Raw genomic sequence first — 18,097 nt, 5'->3', positions numbered from 1 at the left:
AGGACCGCCTCATGCCCCGCTTGCTTCCTGCGATCTTTATTGCTGCGGCGTTCAGCCTCTCCGCCTGTGACAGCGCGGAAGAACGCGCCGAGGGGCACTACCAATCCGCGCTCGATCTTTTGGAAAGCGGCGAGGAAGCCCGCGCACTCGTCGAATTGCGCAATGTCTTCGATCTTGACGAGGACCACCGCGAGGCGCTCGCCCTCTATGCCGAGATACAGCGCAATCGCGGCGAGATCAGCGAAGCCTATGCCCATTATCTCCGCCTGGCCGAGTTCTATCCCGAAGACGGCGCCAGCCGCCGCGAATTGGCCGAGATCGCCTTCTCCGCCCGCGACTGGCAGGAAACCGAGCGCCACATGACCGCTGGCATAGCGCTCCTGCCTGCCGATCCCTCGCTGCAAACACTCCAGCTCGCGGTGCAGTACCGTCACGCCGCCACCGCCGCCGATCAGGCCGCCGTTGCCGAAGTGCTCGCTCAACTCACCGCGATGATCGCCGACGACCCTACCAACCAGACTGCCCGTCAGGTCGTCATCGGGCATTATGTCGCCACCGATCAGCTTGACAGCGCACTGCCCCTCATCGAGGACGCCATCGCGCTGGATGAAACCGCCTTCACCATGCATCTCTTGAAGCTGCAAATCCTCGTCGATAGCGCCCCGCAAGCCGCCGTTGAGGAGCAGCTGCTTACCATGTTCCGCCTCTTTCCAGATGATCCGAATGTCCAAGGCACACTGATCAACTGGTACGAAAGCCACAACAATCCCGCCGCCGCCGAGGCGATGCTGCGCGAGCTGGCCGCCCGCTCCGATGATGCCTCCGGCCGGATTGCGGTGGTCAATTTTCTCAATCGGACGCAAGGCCCCGATGCCGCGCTCGCCGAGCTGGATGCCCTCATTGCCGCCCAACCGGACGCCGCGATCTTCAAGGCGATGAAAGCCTCCATCCGCTTCGAAAGCGGCGAAGCAGACGCCGCACTTGCCGATTTCGCCGCACTCCTCGCCGATGCTGACGACAGCGATAACAGCGATGATATCCGCGTCACCTACGCCACCGCGCTGGAGGCCGCCGGCCAACCGGACGCCGCCAGACGCGAAGTCGATCAGGTGCTTGCCGCCGATTCCGGCCATGTTGGCGCGCTTAAGCTGCAAGCCCGCTGGCTCACCGAAGGTGACCGCCCCGACGATGCCATTCTCGCGCTGCGCAAAGCACTCGATCAAGCGCCGCAAGACCCCGAGATCCTGATGCTGATGGCAGACGCCCATCTGCGGGCGGGCAGTTACGAACTGGCTGGCGAACGGCTCTCCCTCGCGGTCGAAATGTCAAACCGCGCCCCGCGCGAAACCCTGCGCTATGCCCGCTACCTGCAAGAACGCGACCGCGCGCTCGCCGCCGAAAGCATCATCATCGACGCCCTGCGCCTTCAACCCGAAAACATCGCCCTGCTGCGTCAACTCGGCTCTGTGTATCTCCAGCTTGGCGACACGTTGCGCGGCCGCGATGTGGCGAACCGCCTCTCGCGCCTCGGCGAGGACACGCTCGCCAACAGCCTGTCCGTCAATCTCCTGCTCCGCGAGCGGGACACCGCTGGCACCGTCCGCTTTGCCGAAGAGCTGATGGCTCGCGGCGCGGACGGCACGGCTGGGCTTGCCACCATCGTTCGCGCCCATATCACCGCCGGTGATTTCGCCAGCGCCGCCGCGGCCATTGACGAGGTGCTCGCCAGCACACCGGATAACTCTGATGCCATCTACCTCCGCGCCGGCGTCCACGCCATCGAAGGCGAGGTAGAGGAAGCCATCGCCCTCTACGAAACGCTCCTGCAATCGCGCCCTGACAGCAGCCAGATCGTCCGCGCCTATTTCCGTCTGCTCTCTGCTGAAGGGCGTGTCGAGGATGCCTCCCGCGTGTTGGCGGTGGGCCTCGCCGCGTCACCTAATGATGTGGATTTGCGCTTCACCCAAGCCCGTCATTTGGAGCAAACCGGCGATCTTGACGGTGCCATCAGCGCCTATGAAGCGCTCTACGCCGCCAATTCAGAGAACCTCCTCTTTGCCAACAATCTTGCCAATCTGCTCTCAACACACAAAGGCGACCCCGCCGCAATCGAACGTGCTTACGCCATCGCCCGCCGCCTCCGCGGCAGCACCATTCCCGCCTTTCAGGACACATATGGCTGGATCGCTTACCAGCGCGGCGATTATGAAGAGGCCGTGACCTATCTCGAACAAGCCGCACAGGCGCTAAGCGGGGATAACTTGGTGCAGATGCGGCTCGGCCTTGTCTACGCCGCCTTGGGCCGCTCCGCAGAGGCACGAACATTGCTTGAAACCGCCCTCACCAGCGCCGGTGATCGCGTCCTGCCCCAAACCGCCGCCGCGCAAGATATCCTCGCCACCTTGCCCGAAGGGGGCGTTGAATAAGGTGTCCCGCGCGTCGCAGACCCTCGCGCCCAACTCCGGCGGCACGGCACCCCGCGACATCAATTTCGCTGGCCTCTTTTGGGGGGCGCTCCTGCTGGTGGCAGCCCTGCCGGTCTTTTGGTTCGGCATCAGCTCACTCTTCACCGCATGGGCCACACCTGAATACAGCCACGGGCCGATCATCCCGCTGGTGTCGCTCTATCTCTTCATGCGAGAACGCCGCCAAGCCGCGCCCTTACCCGCGCAAGCCAGCGCCAGCCGCAGGCCCGGCTTGGCGCTCCTCGTTTTCGCCCTCGCCCTTGGCGTTGCGGGCAATCTCGTCCGCATCCCTGATCTCGTCACCTATGCGCTGATCCTCTGGGTTGGCGCCGTTGTGCTGATCACGCTTGGCTGGTCCGAGGGCCGCCGGCACTGGGCGCCGGTCCTGCATTTGGTCTTCATGCTGCCGCTGCCGCAATTCGTTTACTGGAAGCTGACCATCTTCCTACAAAGCATCTCCTCTGAAATCGGCGTCTGGGTCGTCGCCGCGCTCGGCGTGCCGGTCTATCTCGAAGGCAACATCATCGACCTCGGCGTCTACAAGCTGCAAGTGGCCGAGGCCTGTTCCGGCCTGCGCTACCTCTTCCCGATCCTCAGCTTTTCCTATCTCTTCGCGATCCTCTATCGCGGCCCGCTCTGGCACAAAGCCATCCTCCTACTCGCTGCCGCACCGCTCACCGTGCTGATGAACAGCTTCCGCATCGGGGTCATCGGCGTCTTGGTCAACAGCTACGGCATCGAACATGCCGAGGGCTTCCTGCACTTCTTCGAAGGCTGGGTCATCTTCATCGCCTGTGTCGCCATCCTCTTCGGCCTCGCCGTCGCGCTTCAGCGCTTCACCACGCGCGATCGACTACCGCTCTCCGCCACCATCGACGTGGATTTCACCGGCTTCGGCCAAGAAGCCGCCCGCATCCTCGCCCTGCGCCCCACCCGTGGCCTGATCAGCGCAGCTCTTCTCAGCCTCGCCGTGGCGCTGGCCTTCCTGCTGGCCCCCGCTCAAGAGCGCACCCCACCCGCGCGGGATCCGTTCCTCCTCTTTCCGCGCAGCATCTCAGGTTGGTCGGCGCAGCTCCTCCCGCTTGAGGCCGAAGTCGAGGAAGTGCTCGGCGCCGATGACTACCTCAACGCCAGCTATTCCGCCGCTGGTGTCGCGGCGCCTGTTGGCTTCTTTTCCGCCTATTACGATGTGCAGACAGAAGGCGACGGCATCCACTCGCCCGAGGTCTGCCTCCCCGGTGGCGGATGGGAAATCGTCACCATCGCCCCGCATGAGATCGACATGAGCGCCACGCCCTACGGCAATTTCGAGGTTCTCCGCGCGATCATCCGCAAAGGCACCAATGACCAGCTTGTCTATTACTGGTTCGACCAACGCGGCCGCCGCATGACCAATGATTACCTCGCGAAGATCATGGTCGTCTGGGACAGCCTCCGCACCGGCCGCACACATGGCGCGCTTGTCCGCTACTCCACACCAATCCTCACAGGCGAAAGCGAAGCCGCCGCCGCCGACCGGCTCGAAGGCTTCATGCGCGAAAGCCTGCCGCGCCTGCCCCGTTTCGTACCAGATTAACGTCCCGCTTTAGCGAATATCCTGTCGTAAGCCGCCAAAAGCGGGGCGACCGAGCTTTCCCAGCTCAGCCCTTCCAACACTCGCTTGCGCCCCGCAACGCCCATCTCGCGCCCCTCCTCGGGGTGGTCAATCAACCACGCGATCTTCTCGGCAAAATCCTCCGGCACGTTTGGCTTTGCGTAAAGCGATGCCCCCTGCGCCGAAACGCGCCCTTCCTTCAGATCAAACTGCACCGAGGGCTTCTCCAGAAGCATATATTCCATGATCTTGTTCATGGTGGAGATGTCGTTCATCGCGTTCTTCGGATCGGGGCAAACGCCAATATCCGCGCTGCACAACACCCGCAGCATCTCCTCGCCATAAAGCGCGCCTGGGAAGTCGAAATACCCCTCCAGCCCCCGCGCCGCGACATCTGCCTGCACCACCGGCACATGCGGCCCAAACCCGATGATCACAAAGCGCACATCACTTTTGCCCAGCCGGCTGATCAGGTGATCGGCGGCGGCGACCAGCAAATCCATCCCCTCCTGCTGCCCGATCACCCCCACATAGCCGATCACCGTGCCAGCGCCCTTGCGCACGGCAGGGTCCGGCGGCTGAATTTCAAACTTGCCCACCTGCGGCGCGGACCGCACTATAAACACATCCTCCGGCGCCATCCAGCCGCGCGTGATGGCTATCTGGCGGAAGCTCTCATTGGTCGCGATCGAGACATCCGCCGCGCGGAACGTCATTCGCTCCCACAGGCGCAAGATCTTGTAAATCAGCCCCCGCTTGCCAAACTTCGCCTCAAACAGCTCCGGCGCCACATCGTGATGGTCAAACAGAAACCGCACCCCCGCCAGCCGGTACCGCATCCCTAAAAGGAACAGCAAATCTGGCGGATTGCACCCGTGAATGACGTCAAACCCCCGCTCCGCCCGCACCTGCCGCGCCAGTCGGAACATATGCCAAAGCGCACCACCCCATTCCCGCGCATAGGCTATGGCCCCTTCATGCGCCTCGGGCGGCAGCGGAAAGCGGTAAATGTGGATACCGTCGATCTCCTCATAGGCGGCATCCCAGCCGCGCCCCATCGGGCAGATCACGCTCACCTGATACCCCGCGGCATGGAGTGTCGTCGCTTCCATCCACACACGGCGATCCAGCGGCACGGGCAGGTTCTCCACCAGGATTAGTACACGCCGCCCGTCCCCCTGCGCGGGGAGTTCTTGCCCCGTCTCGCCCGTCATCGCCATACCGCCCGCATTCCGTTCATTGCACCTGTTTCTCAAAACCTTAGCCGATGCCAAATACCATTGCCATCACCAACAACCGCGCGGCACAGCGCTCAAAGCCCATGATTCACTGGATGGCCCTGCAAAACAGTTTCGAAACCAGCCTTTCCCTGTTAGCATCTCTCGGGGGAATTATGTTACGGATTTCAATTTATGAGTGTTCTGCCACCCGCCTTCTATGAATATTCCGGCCTCCTCGGCGTTGTCCTGTACCTCGGCTCCTATGCGGGGCTGCAACTTGGGCTGATCCGTGGCGACCGTCACATCTATACTCTGCTCAACCTTTCCGCCGCCAGCTTCGTGCTTATTAGCCTACTGACCGAGTTCAACCTCGCCTCCGCCTTGATCCAGATATCGTGGATCGTGATCAGCATCACCGGCCTGACCCGCATGTGGCTGTTAAACCGTCGCCTGCGGTTCTCGACGGAAGAGCGGCGCTTCCTTGATGACCAGTTCGCTGATCTGCCGCTTCCCGCCGCGCGGCTTTTTCTTGATGCCGGCAGCTGGCTCGACCTCCCCGACGGCTACGAACTCCTGACCGAGAACGCCCCCGTTACCAGCCTTTACTACATCTCAAGCGGCGCTGCCCACGTCACATCCGGTGGCAAAAGCCTCGCGCAGGTAAACAGCGGATTTCTGGGCGAAATCAATGTCCTGAGCACCACACCAGCCTCCGCCACCGTGGTTGCCGAAGGGCCTTTGCGGGTGTTCGCGATCTCCGGCAGCGCGCTGCGCCGCTTGCGCGACGCGAATACCGATTTCCGCCGTACCTTCGACAGCACCATTAACAGGGATACCGGCCGCAAACTCGTCGCTGCCAATGCCAAGCTCGTCGCACAGAACAGCCCGTCCCACGCCCTCTAGACACAAAGGAGCCAGGATGCCCGACCCTTCCCTTTACGCCTTATTTACGCTGTTTTTCATCAAACATTTCATCGCAGATTTCGCTCTCCAAACCGGCTGGATGGTCCGCACCAAGGGGCAATACGGCCATATCGGCGGCGTGGTGCATGCCGGCCTTCATGTCCTCGGCAGCGCGGCGGTTTTGGTCTTTTTTACCGTCTCGCCGCTCCCGATGCTCGCCCTCCTCGCGGGGGAGGGCGTCGTGCATTATCACCTCGACTGGGCAAAGGACCGCCTCGTCAGCCTTGGCGGATTCTCCCCAACGAGCCAGATATTCTGGATTCTCACAGGCCTCGATCAACTCCTGCATCAACTCACCTATCTTGTGATGATCGCCTTTATCGCCAGCTAGCCGTCAGCCGCGTAAGCGCGTCATCTCGGGGTCAAACGGCGATTTGTCGAGCACCCGCACAGGTATTTCGTCGCCAATCAGGTCAACCGCCATCGGCGCGTCCAGTGCCTCTGGTGAGACAAAGGCAATGGCAAGGTTCATCCCCGTCCGATGCCCCCACGCGCCCGATGTTACGGTGCCAACGACCTTGCCGTCTTGCATCAGCGATGCACCACCGTGCGCCACCCGATCCGCGCACAGAACCTCCATCAACACGCGCCGCTTCACCGGCCCCGTATCGCGCCGCGCCTCCAATGCTGCCCGCCCGACGAAATCATCCTTCTGCCAGTTCACAAAGCGGCCCAGCCCCGTCTCGATCGGGTCAAACTCTGTCAACAGGTCAGATTTCCAATGCAGGAAGTCCTTCTCCAGCCGCATCGACTCAACCGCCCGCGCCCCGAAAAGCCGCATCCCATGCTCTTTGCCTGCTGCCCGCAGCGCCGAATATGCGGCATACAGCTGGTTATTCAGCACATGAATCTCATAGGCCAATTCGCCCGAGAAGCTCACCGCCATCACCACCGCTGGCGCGATCCCAACAAACGCCTCCCTGACCGAAAGCCACGGGAACGCCTCCGCCGACCAATCCTCCCGCGATACCGCCTGCATGACCGCCCGCGCCTTCGGCCCTGCAACGATCAGAATGGTCATGTCATTGGTCAGGCAGCGGATCTGCAAGTCCTCCCCCGCCCCCACATGCGCCTGAAGCCAGTCCATGTCATGTTGCTCAGCCGCCGCCGCCGCCCCATACCAAATGCGCCCCTGCCCGCGCGTACTGTCGGGCAAACGCGCCAGCGTCGCCTCGGCCTTGATCATACCGTGATGATTGAGCAGATAAGTCAGCCCCACCCGCCCAGCGCGGCGCGGCACCCGCCCGCACACCATCCGGTCGAGGAACGCCTCCGCGTCGGCTCCTGTAATCTCGTAGCGCGTAAAGCCGTTCACCTCGGCCAGACCAACAGCGCCATGCACCGCTGCAATCTCCTCGGCGATCACATCCTCAACGTTGCTCCGCCGGAAGCCGTGTTCCTCCTCAAACTCCGGCGTCGGCATGAAGTAATCCGCCCGCTCCCAGCCGTTGACGACCGTGAAATGCGCGCCCTCCGCCGCCAGAACCGGCGTCAGCGGCGTAGTCTTGATCGGTCGCCCCGCAGGGCGATGCTCATGCGGGAACTCGAAGCGGAACTCGTTTTGATATTCCTCAATCGCCTTCAGCGCACACAGCTCGACATTGCCATGCCCCGTGAACCGGCGCGGATCGAGCGGCCATGTATCGTAGCAAGCCTCCCCATGCACGATCTGCTGCGCCAACAGCCAGCCATGCCCGCCGCCTTCACCCAATCCGGCCCGCAGCCCGATGATGCAAAACGCATTGCGCTTACCGGGGATCGGGCCAACCAACGGCGCTCCGTCAATCGAATAGGTGATCGGCCCGTTTACCACCGATTTTATCCCAACTTCCGTCAGCGCCGGCATCCGCGCAAACGCACCCTCCAGCACATCCGTGATCCGGTCGAGATCGTCAGGGCAAAGATCATTGACGAAATGCGGGTCGATCCCGTCCATCCCCCATGTCCGGCAGCCTTGCTCATAAAACCCCACCAACAGGCCAAACTTCTCCTGCCGCGAATAAAAATCGCTGATCGGGCAGCGGATCAGCGGCATCCGGTGCCCCGCCTCGCGGATCGCCGGTATTTCCTCGGTGATGAAATACTGATGCTCCATCGACATCACGGGGTGATGCACCCCCATCATCGCGCCCACTTCATTCACGCGGTAGCCGCAGGCGTTGACCACGATATCGGCATGCACCTCGCCCTTCGGCGTGCTGACGATCCATGTATCGTCTTTCAACTGCCGCAGCGCGGTCACTGGCGTGTGGCGGTGGACCTCCGCACCCGCCTTCCGCGCCCGCCGCGCCAGCGCTTGGCACAGTTGCGCGGGGTCAATGTCACCGTCCAGCGGATCCCACAGCCCGCCCACAAGGTTCTCGGTCGAAATCAGCGGATGCCGCCGCGCGCATTCCTCCGCATCGAGGATTTCGAAATGCACATCCATGCCCCGCGCCATCGAGGCAAAATGCCGATAACCGTCCATTTGCGCTTGTGTATTGGCAAGCCTGATGCCGCCATCGCCGTGGTGGTAGTTGATCGGGTAATCGGGGTCGTCGGCCAGTTCCTTGTACAGCGCGATGGAATGGCTCTTCAGCCCGACCATCGTCTGGTTCATGCCAAAATTCGTCACCTGCGCCGCCGAATGCCATGTGGTGCCAGAGGTCAGCTCGTCGCGCTCAAGCAGCATCACATCCGTCCAGCCTTCCTGCGTCAGATGATAGAGCGTCGAGCATCCGGCGATTCCGCCACCGATCACCACAACTTTTACCTGCGTCTTCATGCACGCCTCCCCAATTTTCCTGACCCTCCCTCTTGCCCGTACTCCGATCAAGCACCGCGCAAGAGTTTCGAAAAATTCGAAACTCCGTTTCCATTTTTAGCGCATAACGGCCATGCCACTTGCCAGCAGGCCCAACCGCGCGGTTTGATGCCTGAAAGCTGGCAGAGGGGGCCCATGTCCGAGGCAAAGACCATTCGTAGCGGTGGCCGCATCGAAAAGCGCCGCCAGCGACAGGCGCCGCCGGTCAACCCCGCCCCTCCCGGTCAGCGCGGCGGCCAGTACCAGCCGCTTGCCCCGCCAGAGATCCGCGCAATCTACGACACCGCCCTCCGGCTCTTGGCGGAACTGGGCATGGGCGAGGTGCCCGCCCGCCTCCGTAACGACCTGTTGAAAGCCGGCGCGGTGGATCACGGCGACGGGCGCATCCGTTTCCCCTCCGCACTGGTAGAGGACGCCATCGCAGCCGCCGCCAAACGCTTCCCGCTGCACGGGCGCGATCCATCGCGCAGTATCGAGGTCGGCGGCGATGCGGTCCATTTCGGCACCGGCGGCGCTGCGGTACAAACGCTTGATCTCGATACCGCCCACTACCGCCCCTCAACGCTGGGCGACTTGCATGATTTCACCCGCCTGCAAGACCGGCTCGAAAATGTGAGCTGGTTCACCCGCTGCTGCGTCGCCACCGACGTGCCCGATGTCACTGCCCTTGATGTCAACACCGCCTATGCGCTGATCACCAACACCACAAAGCCCGTCGCCACGTCCTTCACCGTGGCCGAAAGCGTCGCCCCCATCGTCGCCATGCTCGATATCGCCGCGGGCGGCACGGGCGCTTTCGCAGCACGCCCGTTCCTTAAGGCCCATATCAGCCCCGTGATCTCGCCCATGCGCTTTGGTGAGGACGCGATCGACGTGCTCTATGCCTGCCTCGATCACAACATCCCCGTTTCCTGCATCACCGCCGCGCAGTCGGGCGCCACCGCCCCCGCCACGCTCGCGGGTTTCCTCGCACAGTCGCTGGCCGAAACGCTCGGCAGCCTCGTCTGTGTCCACGCGATCAAGCGCGGCCATCCGATGATCTTTTCCAACTGGCCCTTGGTGATCGACCTCCGCACAGGCGCTTTCGCCGGCGGCGGCGGGGAGATCGCGGTGCTCAATGCCGCCTCCGCACAAATCTCCAACTGGCTCGGCCTGCCCTCTGGCGTCGCTTCATCGATGACCGATGCCAAGGCGATCGATGCCCAATATGGTCTGGAGAAAGGCATCACCGCCCTCGCCGCTGGCCTCGCGGGGGGCAACCTGATCTACGAAAGCTCCGGCATGACCGCCTCCCTCCTCGGCGCCAGCTTCGAGGCGTTCGTGATCGACAATGATATGCTTGGCGCGATCTATCGCAGCCTGCGCGGCATCGAAGTGACCGAAGAAACCCTCGGCTACGACGCCATCTGCGCCGCCATCCTTGGCGAGGGGCACTTCCTCGGCAGCCCGCAAACCTATGCCGCGATGGAGCGGGACTATCACTACCCCGTTCTGGCCGACCGCGACCCACCGATCACATGGCACGAGAAAGGCACGCCCGATATCTGGGGCCGCGCCCGCGAGCGCGCCCGCGCGATCCTGCGCGATCATCACCCCGCCTACCTGTCAGATGAACAAGACGCCGACATCCGCCGCCATTTCACGATCCTGACACCGCCGCGCTGATACCACGCTAGCCATCACTCGCTTCCAGCAAGCGAAAGTCCGGCGTCAGCCACGGCGCCCGCGCCAGAACCGGCGCGATCAACTGCGTCTCGATCAGCCGCCGGACAGGTGCTTCCACCATCTCAGCCAAGGCTTCCGGCAATGTCTCCTGCCGGAACAGCGATAGCTGCCGCGCGAAACCTGCGCCCGGAAAGGGCAGCGCCGCGATTTGCGCATGATCCGCCTCGCTACAGGCCGCCAATGTCAGCGCTGTTGTGACGGTCCAAGCCTGCCCTGCCGCAATCAACGGCAGCATCGCGGGCGTGCTTTCAAACTCCATCCGCGAAGGCACCACCCGCCGCATCCGGCGGAATTGCAGCTCGATCCGCCGCCCGATCATCATCGTCTTACTGTACCGCAAGAAGGGTAGCCCTGCCTCTCCCGTCAGGTAGGCATCTGGCTGCGCCGTCCCCGCCCGTGGCGCGAGGATGATATAGGGATCACGCAAAAGCGGCGTCTCGATCACCCGCCCGCCGCGCCCGTCAAGCGCGGCTGCGATGCCGATGTCGATATCCTCACCCTCCAACAGTGCCAGAATGTCATGGCTGGGCCGTGTCAGGAACGACAAATCACAAGAGCGCAAATCCCGCACCAATTGCGCGGCAACCGTCGGCGTGACCTCCCTGTCCAGTTCCTCGATCGCCGCAATCCTTAACACTCGCACCAATGCCCCCGGATCGCGCGACCAAATCTCCGAAACCCCTTTGCGCAACTGCCCCAAAGCCTCGTCCGCACGCCGGATCAGGATCGCCCCCTCCTGCGTCAGCGCCATTGGCCGCTTACCGTGATCCACCAGCGCAACACCCACCGCTGCTTCGAGGCAGGTCAGATGGTGCGATACCGTGCTGGTGGATATGCCCAAGCGCCGCGCCGCCTCTTGCACGGAGCCGCCCCGCGCCACCGCTTGAAAGACCTCCAGCCATTTCAGGCTCAACTGCGTGCGTTCCATAGCGCCTCATAGTTTCGATATTTTCGAAGTTACGCCGCCGCAGATCACTCTTGCAAGGCTCCTGACACCCCTGCAAAAAGCGCAAATGGCTGGACGCCCCGCCGCCCATGCCCCATGAATATGATCAAATTGCTGCTTTTCAGCTTGAGTCGGAGACTGACATGACAATTGGGCACCCCGCCCCCGGCGCGCTCACCGGCCTGCGTATCCTCGATCTCAGCCGCGTGCTGGCAGGGCCGACCGCGACGCAGCTTCTGGGTGATCTTGGCGCTGATGTGATCAAGATCGAAAACCCGAAGACCAAAGGCGACGACACCCGCGCTTGGGGGCCGCCCTACGTCACCGGCGCCGATGGCGCCGCAACCGATCTCAGCGCCTATTTCAACAGCGCCAACCGCAACAAACGCTCGGTTTCTGTTGATCTCGCCACGCCCGAGGGGCAATCCATCATCCGCCAGATCGCCGCGCAATGCGATGTGGTGATCGAGAACTTCAAGCCCGGCGCGCTCGCGAAATACGGGCTGGATCACGAAAGCCTGCTCACCGCCCACCCCGCGCTTGTCTGCTGCTCGATCTCCGGCTTCGGCCAGACAGGGCCGAACAGCAACAAACCCGGCTACGATCTTCTGGCGCAAGGCTATGGCGGCATCATGAGCCTCACTGGCGAGGCCGAGGGCGAGCCGATGAAGGTCGGCGTCGCCATCGCCGATGTCATGTGCGGCATGTATGCGACCGTCGCCATCCTCGCGGCCCTGCGCCACCGCGACGCGACAGGTGAAGGTCAGCATATCGACCTCGGCCTTGTGGACACGCAAATGGCGTGGCTCATCAACCAAGGCACCAATTACCTCACCAGCGGCAAGGTTCCGGTGCGGCGCGGCAACGGGCACCCCAATATCGCGCCCTATCAAGTCTATGCCGCGGCAGATGGGCATGTGATCATCGCCGTCGGCAATGACGGGCAGTTCCGCCGCTTCTGCGATGCGCTGACCTTGGGCGCGCTCCCCGATGACCAGCGCTTTGCCACCAACCCCGCCCGCGTCGCCAACCGCGACGCGCTGAACGCGGTGCTCGGCCCCGTTCTGGCAAGCCGCAACGCAGCGGATATCATCACGATGATGGAGGGAGCAGGCGTCCCCGCTGGCCCCGTCCACACGCTCGATCAGGTGTTTTCCTCCGATCAGGCCATCGCCCGCGAGATGGTCGTTGAGATGACCCACCCCGCCAGCGGCGGCACCGTTCCAATGCTCGGCAACCCGATCAAGATGTCGCGCACGCCGGTCAGCTATCGCCACGCGCCGCCTAGCTTCGGCGAACATACCGATGAGGTGCTCGCCGAACTGGGGATCACGCCACCCAAGGACTAGAGCGGCTGATCAACCCGCGCCACCACGCGCACATTGCCTCGGCACGCCGTGGGCCAGACCAGATGCACCTCGTCCTTCGCCAATCCCTCCGCCGCCTTGGCATAGGGCGCGGCATAGACGGCTGCATTACTGGCATCGCTGATCTTGCCCTGCGGCGCGACCGCCTCCACCACCCGCGCCCGCCCACCAAACGGCAGGTACGGCGCGGCAGAAATAACCCATGTCTGCGCATTGCTCGCTTGCGTATGGTCCAGCGTCACAGGGTTGATCGCCGGTTCATCAACCGCGTTGAACGTATTCGCCGCAAACGTCAGATTACGCATCCGCGTGTAGTTGAGATCCGCGAAACTGGTATCCACCTTCTCGATCCGCACCACATTGCCATTCAGCGTGCGGAACACGTTCGACACCACCGAAAGCCCATGAATGTAATGGTCCGGCCCGTACGGCTTCACCACGATCCAGTTAAAATAGGGCGCCACATCACTGGCGGTAAAGATATTGCCGGTGATCGTTAGCCCGCCGAATGAATACTGCGCGCCCAGCGCGGGGTCGGCCTCGTGTTCGTTGGTCCATTCGATATAGTTGTTGTCGATATAGTTGCCGGTAATCACGCTCATGCAATTGGCCGAAGTCAGGACGATCCCGCCCAAGCGCACACCGTTCACCTCGTTATCCCCGTGGAACCAGTGATTGCCGGTGATCAGATGCCCTGTCCCGTGCAGAATGCAGAAATGCTTGAACCGCACCACCCGCGTGTCGCGGATCTTGATGTCGTTACCGTTGACGTTGAATCCGATGGTCTTGCGCTGCGACACCGGCAGCGCCTGCTCGTCCGAGAGGAACTGACAGCGATCGATCAGCATCCCTTGGCAGCCGGTGCCGATCGAGGTCAGCCCACGGTCGCGCGGCTTGGTCAGAAAGCAGTCCCGCAAGTTAAACGCCAAGCCCCCCGGCGCCAGCATGATGCCGCTGGCAACGCCCTCGCATTGGAACTCCACATCCTCGAAACTGAATTTCGATAGCGAGTCGAAGCCTGAGAAATCCAGCAAGTAGCGAAACCGCGTGAAGGTGAAAATCTGTGTCCCTTCCGCGTCGTAGAGCGGTTGCGACAGGGTGATCGTCTGTCCAACCGTATCAACCGCCTGCACATAGACCTCGCGCCCGACCCCTGTGCCCGTCACCAACGCGCCCACCGGCACCGCCGCCGCATTGAGCACATTGCTGAGGGTGAGTGGCGCAGCAGGCGCATAGCTCGCCTGCGATGTCACCACCTGCGGATCCCACGCCGCCCCGTTCACCGGCTCCAACTGGCCGTTACGGATCACCCTGCGGATGGCAAAGCTTGTGCGGTCCGGAACTGCCGCCTGCATGTCCACCGGCGAGGTGAGGGAGATGCTCCTCCCGTTCAGGTCAAGGCTCTCATAATCAGAAAATGAAAGCAGTGCCTGAAAAGCTTTCTTAAAAGCCAATTCTTCATCGCCAAATGCATCCGCATAAGTCACAAAATCAAAATTCTTGCGCAGGATCAAATGCCGGTCGGCAGGCTGCGTCACGGTCCCGACGAAGTGCACCTGATTGTCCAATGTCACGTCTTGAGCCAGATAATATTCGCCCGCCGAGACAAGCACTTCACGGCCATTGGCATCCGCGTCAGCAGCCTCGAATGCGGCGCTGTCATCCGTCACCCCATCGCCTGCCGCGCCATAGTCGCGCACGTCAACGACGCCCATCATGTCGCGCAGGAAATACCCCGTGACATCGGTGATCGTCAGGTCATCGACCCGCACCGCCGCGCCGCCACCACCAAGGATATCAATGCCGATATGCCCGTAATCAGCCCCCTGCCAGACAAGGTCCACACCCTGCCGCGCGCCGGTGCCGATGATCGCGCGCAACTCCACCACCTGCCCGTAGCCCGTCAACTGTACCGCCGTCGCCGCCTCGGTCATGCCCGTCACATGACCAGACTGATCAGCGGCCCACCCCGCGATCCGCACCGCGGGCAGTGGCCCCGCGACAGCCTTCACCCGCACCCGAACCTCCAGATAACAGCCGGGTAGGATCGGCGTCCGCCCCATGTAGCGCAGCTTGGTCGGGTTGGCGCTGGCGAGGATCTCAAGGCACCCGCCAAAATCCTGATCCGCTGGCACGAAAGCCCCCGGCCCTGATCCGGCATAGGTATCCGAGCCGGGGGTGCCATCGCCCGCCGACCACACATCCAGCCCATCCTCAAACTGGGGCGGCATCAGCGCCAGCCCGTCCGTTACCGCCTTGTTCATCGATGCCGCCTCCACTCGCTTTGCGTTCGCGGGGCAGCATGGGGGCACGCGCGTTAACCGCGCCTCGCCCCTCCGTCACGGTGCATTCTGCGGGCGCTAGACCCCCACACCGGGCGCCGGCACAATGCTCACGCCGTTGATCTGCCAACCAGCATCGGTTTCGATCATCAGGTAATCCAGCACATGGGTTACGCCTTGCGGGTCGCGCAAGATCAGCGATTGCACATAGCCGCCCGCTTCCGGCCTGATGCCCAGGAACCGCAATTCACGGTTATCCCACACCATCGGATAGCCCTGCTGAACCATCCGGCCAAAGTTTTCCGGCGTGCCAAAAAGCTGCCGGATCGTCGGACTTGCATAAGTAAAGGCCTCGTCTACGTCTCGCGCGAGAAAGGCCTCCATCTGGGCGCGAATGGTGCTTTCAATCGCGCCGCGGTCTTGTGCCTGCAACGGCAATGCAAGGCACGCTGCAAGCGCGCCAGCCGCCAGAATTCGGATCATCGGTCACTCTCCTGTCCTGCGGTATCGTCACTGATACGCAGAACAGGCCCGCCCAGATCACTTCTGGGTCAGGTGGCCAGCTCGCCCTTCAGGGCCGCCTCGATCAGGGCGATGGTTTCTTCGACGCCATAAAGCGCGATAAATCCGCCAAAACGCGGCCCTTGGGTGGCGCCCAGCAGCACTTCATAAAGGCAAGAGAACCACGCCCTCAGCGGCTCGAACCCGTGGTTCTTGCCAATCGCAAACACCACCGATTGCAGGAACTCGTCGTCAGCGTAATTAACCTCCGGCAACGGCTCATCGGCCTTGCCCGCATCCGCGTTCTTCTGCGCGATGGCGTCGAGCGCGACTTTCTCGTCCTTCAGCGCCGCGATCAGGTTCTCCAGCGCTGCGCGCTCCTGATCCGTCGGCAGGCGGAACTGGCGCGTCGGCTTCACATGGTCCTGATAATAGCGCACGGCAAAGCCCGCCGCCGCATCCAGATCAGGGTTCGCCTCGGGGCTCGCATCCGGCGCATAGCGGTTGATAAAGCCCCACATCGCCGCGCGATCCTCCGCGCCCGATACACTGGCAAGGTTCAAGAGCATCGCAAACGGCACAGTCAGCGTCGAGGCCGGCACATCATGCCCGTGAATGTGATAGACGGGGTTGTTCAGCTTCGCCTTCTCGTCCTGATCGGGATAGGCCCGCAACTGTTGGTGATATTCGTCCACCATCTTCGGGATCACATCCCAGTGCATCCGCTTCGCGGTCTTGGGCTTTTGATACATGAAGTAGCTCAGGCTCTCAGTCGCGGCATAGCTCAGCCACTCGTCAATCGTCAGCCCGTTGCCCTTGGATTTCGAGATCTTCTGACCCTCTTCATCAAGGAACAGCTCATAGGTGAAGTGGTTCGGCTTCCGCCCGCCCAAAATCTCGCAAATCCGGTCATAGATCGGCGTATTGGTCGAGTGGTCCTTGCCATACATCTCGAAGTCCACATCCAGCGCCGCCCAGCGCGCGCCGAAATCGGGCTTCCACTGGAACTTCACATTGCCGCCCGTGACCGGCAGCGTCCATTCGCGGCCCGTCTCGTCATCAAAGGTGATGGTGCCTTCCTTCGCATCCACATGCTTGATCGGCACATAGAGCACACGGCCCGTCTCCGGATGGATCGGCAGGAAGATCGAATAGGTCTGCTGGCGCTCCTCGCGCAGCGATTTCAGCATCACCGCCATGATGTCGTCGTAGCACTCACACGCCCGCATCAGAGTCTCGTCAAAGCGCCCGTCGCCGTAGAACTCGGTGGCAGAGTAAAACTCGTATTCAAAGCCAAACGTATCGAGGAACCGGCGCAGCATCGCGTTGTTATGATGGCCAAAGCTCTCAAACTCGCCAAACGGGTCCGGCACGCTGGTCAGCGGCTTTTGCACATTGGCATGCAGCAGCTCTTGGTTCGGCACATTGTCCGGTACCTTGCGCATCCCGTCGAGATCGTCCGAGAAACAGATCAACCGCGTCGGAATATCCGAAATCACCTCAAAGGCACGGCGAATCATCGTCGTGCGCAACACTTCGCCAAACGTCCCGATATGCGGCAGGCCCGAGGGGCCATAGCCTGTCTCGAACAACACATGGCCCTTCTCGGGCGGCGCCTTTTCGTAGCGTTTCAGCAGGGCGCGGGCTTCTTCAAAGGGCCAGGCCTTGCTTGTCATCGCCGCGTCGCGCAGATTTGCCATAGTGTTTCTCGTTTGTTGCACGCGCCCCCGATGGGCGCATTCCGGCGTCTCCCTATTGCGGGGGGGCGTCGGCGTCAATAAATGTGAACCAAATCGAAAAGGAAAACCCCCATGAACGACGTTGCCGCACTGACCCCCCAAGACGCGCTTGTCGCGCTGATGATCTCCGTCTCGGCCTCAGACGAAGACATCCGCACAGCCGAGCTGGTGCGCATCAATAACGTCGTCAATCACCTGCCGATATTCGCCGATTACGCGGTCGAGCACCTGCCACAAGTCTCGCATATCGTCTTTGATATGCTGGAAAAAGAAGACGGCCTCGATCAGCTTTTCGACATGATCCGCGATGTCCTGCCCGAACGCCTGTTTGAAACGGCCTACGCTTTCGCCTGTGACGTGGCCGCCGCCGATGGCCGGATCTACGGCCCCGAGGCGCGCATGCTCGAAGAAATCCGCCACGAGCTGAACATCGACCGCCTGCATGCCGCCGCCATCGAGCGCGGCGCGCGGGCGCGTCACATGGTGCTTTAA

General features: G+C 62.3%; 13 protein-coding genes. 7 read left to right on the top strand and 6 right to left on the bottom strand.

Features of this window, described 5'->3' with window-relative positions:
* The first annotated feature begins 11 nt into the window (after positions 1–11).
* Entirely contained in the window at positions 12–2,426 is a 2,415-nt protein-coding gene (locus tag AB1E42_RS04230; protein ID WP_368345754.1) for a tetratricopeptide repeat protein, read from the top strand.
* 1 nt (position 2,427) lies between these two features.
* Entirely contained in the window at positions 2,428–4,041 is a 1,614-nt protein-coding gene (gene xrtD, locus AB1E42_RS04225) for a VPLPA-CTERM-specific exosortase XrtD (RefSeq protein WP_368345753.1), read from the top strand.
* On the opposite strand, the gene AB1E42_RS04220 is transcribed toward xrtD, so the two are convergent.
* A complete protein-coding gene (locus AB1E42_RS04220; RefSeq protein WP_368345752.1) occupies positions 4,038–5,279 on the bottom strand; it encodes a glycosyltransferase family 4 protein in 1,242 nt (413 codons plus the stop codon). The genes xrtD and AB1E42_RS04220 overlap by 4 nt on opposite strands.
* A 192-nt stretch (positions 5,280–5,471) precedes the next feature.
* Here AB1E42_RS04220 and AB1E42_RS04215 point away from each other — a divergent pair, with 192 nt between their 5' ends.
* Complete coding sequence (locus AB1E42_RS04215; protein WP_368345751.1) at positions 5,472–6,182, top strand: cyclic nucleotide-binding domain-containing protein; 711 nt, start codon at positions 5,472–5,474, stop codon at positions 6,180–6,182.
* A gap of 16 nt (positions 6,183–6,198) precedes the next feature.
* Complete coding sequence (locus AB1E42_RS04210) at positions 6,199–6,573, top strand: DUF3307 domain-containing protein (RefSeq protein WP_368345750.1); 375 nt, start codon at positions 6,199–6,201, stop codon at positions 6,571–6,573.
* 3 nt (positions 6,574–6,576) lie between these two features.
* On the opposite strand, the gene AB1E42_RS04205 is transcribed toward AB1E42_RS04210, so the two are convergent.
* A complete protein-coding gene (locus AB1E42_RS04205; RefSeq protein ID WP_368345749.1) occupies positions 6,577–9,006 on the bottom strand; it encodes an FAD-dependent oxidoreductase in 2,430 nt (809 codons plus the stop codon).
* A 174-nt stretch (positions 9,007–9,180) separates the two neighbouring features.
* Between AB1E42_RS04205 and AB1E42_RS04200 the strand changes: the two genes are divergently transcribed.
* Positions 9,181–10,710, top strand: a complete 1,530-nt coding sequence (locus AB1E42_RS04200) for a trimethylamine methyltransferase family protein (RefSeq protein ID WP_368345748.1) — start codon at positions 9,181–9,183, stop codon at positions 10,708–10,710.
* A gap of 7 nt (positions 10,711–10,717) precedes the next feature.
* Here the strand turns inward: AB1E42_RS04200 and AB1E42_RS04195 are convergent, their stop codons facing one another.
* Positions 10,718–11,698: a LysR family transcriptional regulator gene (locus AB1E42_RS04195; RefSeq protein WP_368345747.1), complete on the bottom strand. Its 981-nt coding sequence runs from the start codon at positions 11,696–11,698 to the stop codon at positions 10,718–10,720.
* Between the two features lie 161 nt (positions 11,699–11,859).
* Here AB1E42_RS04195 and AB1E42_RS04190 point away from each other — a divergent pair, with 161 nt between their 5' ends.
* The gene (locus tag AB1E42_RS04190; protein WP_368345746.1) at positions 11,860–13,065 is read left to right on the top strand and encodes a CaiB/BaiF CoA transferase family protein; all 1,206 of its coding nucleotides are present in this window, start codon (positions 11,860–11,862) and stop codon (positions 13,063–13,065) included.
* Here the strand turns inward: AB1E42_RS04190 and AB1E42_RS04185 are convergent.
* From AB1E42_RS04185 to AB1E42_RS04175, 3 genes are all read right to left on the bottom strand, one after another.
* Entirely contained in the window at positions 13,062–15,347 is a 2,286-nt protein-coding gene (locus AB1E42_RS04185; RefSeq protein WP_368345745.1) for a glycosyl hydrolase family 28-related protein, read from the bottom strand. The genes AB1E42_RS04190 and AB1E42_RS04185 overlap by 4 nt on opposite strands.
* A 96-nt stretch (positions 15,348–15,443) precedes the next feature.
* On the bottom strand, positions 15,444–15,848 hold the full coding sequence (locus tag AB1E42_RS04180) for a DUF4864 domain-containing protein (RefSeq protein WP_368345744.1): 405 nt from the start codon (positions 15,846–15,848) through the stop codon (positions 15,444–15,446).
* A gap of 68 nt (positions 15,849–15,916) precedes the next feature.
* Complete coding sequence (locus AB1E42_RS04175; RefSeq protein WP_368345743.1) at positions 15,917–17,566, bottom strand: lysine--tRNA ligase; 1,650 nt, start codon at positions 17,564–17,566, stop codon at positions 15,917–15,919.
* A 111-nt stretch (positions 17,567–17,677) separates the two neighbouring features.
* On the opposite strand from AB1E42_RS04175, the gene AB1E42_RS04170 reads away from it, so the two are divergent.
* Positions 17,678–18,097 (top strand): tellurite resistance TerB family protein, encoded by a 420-nt coding sequence (locus AB1E42_RS04170; protein ID WP_368345742.1) that lies wholly within the window; start codon positions 17,678–17,680, stop codon positions 18,095–18,097.

Origin of the sequence: Pelagovum sp. HNIBRBA483, assembly GCF_040931995.1 — a bacterium.
Classification (GTDB): domain Bacteria; phylum Pseudomonadota; class Alphaproteobacteria; order Rhodobacterales; family Rhodobacteraceae; genus JAEPMR01.
Note: the sequence above shows the minus strand (reverse complement) of the source record. Positions and strands in the feature narration are given on the sequence as shown.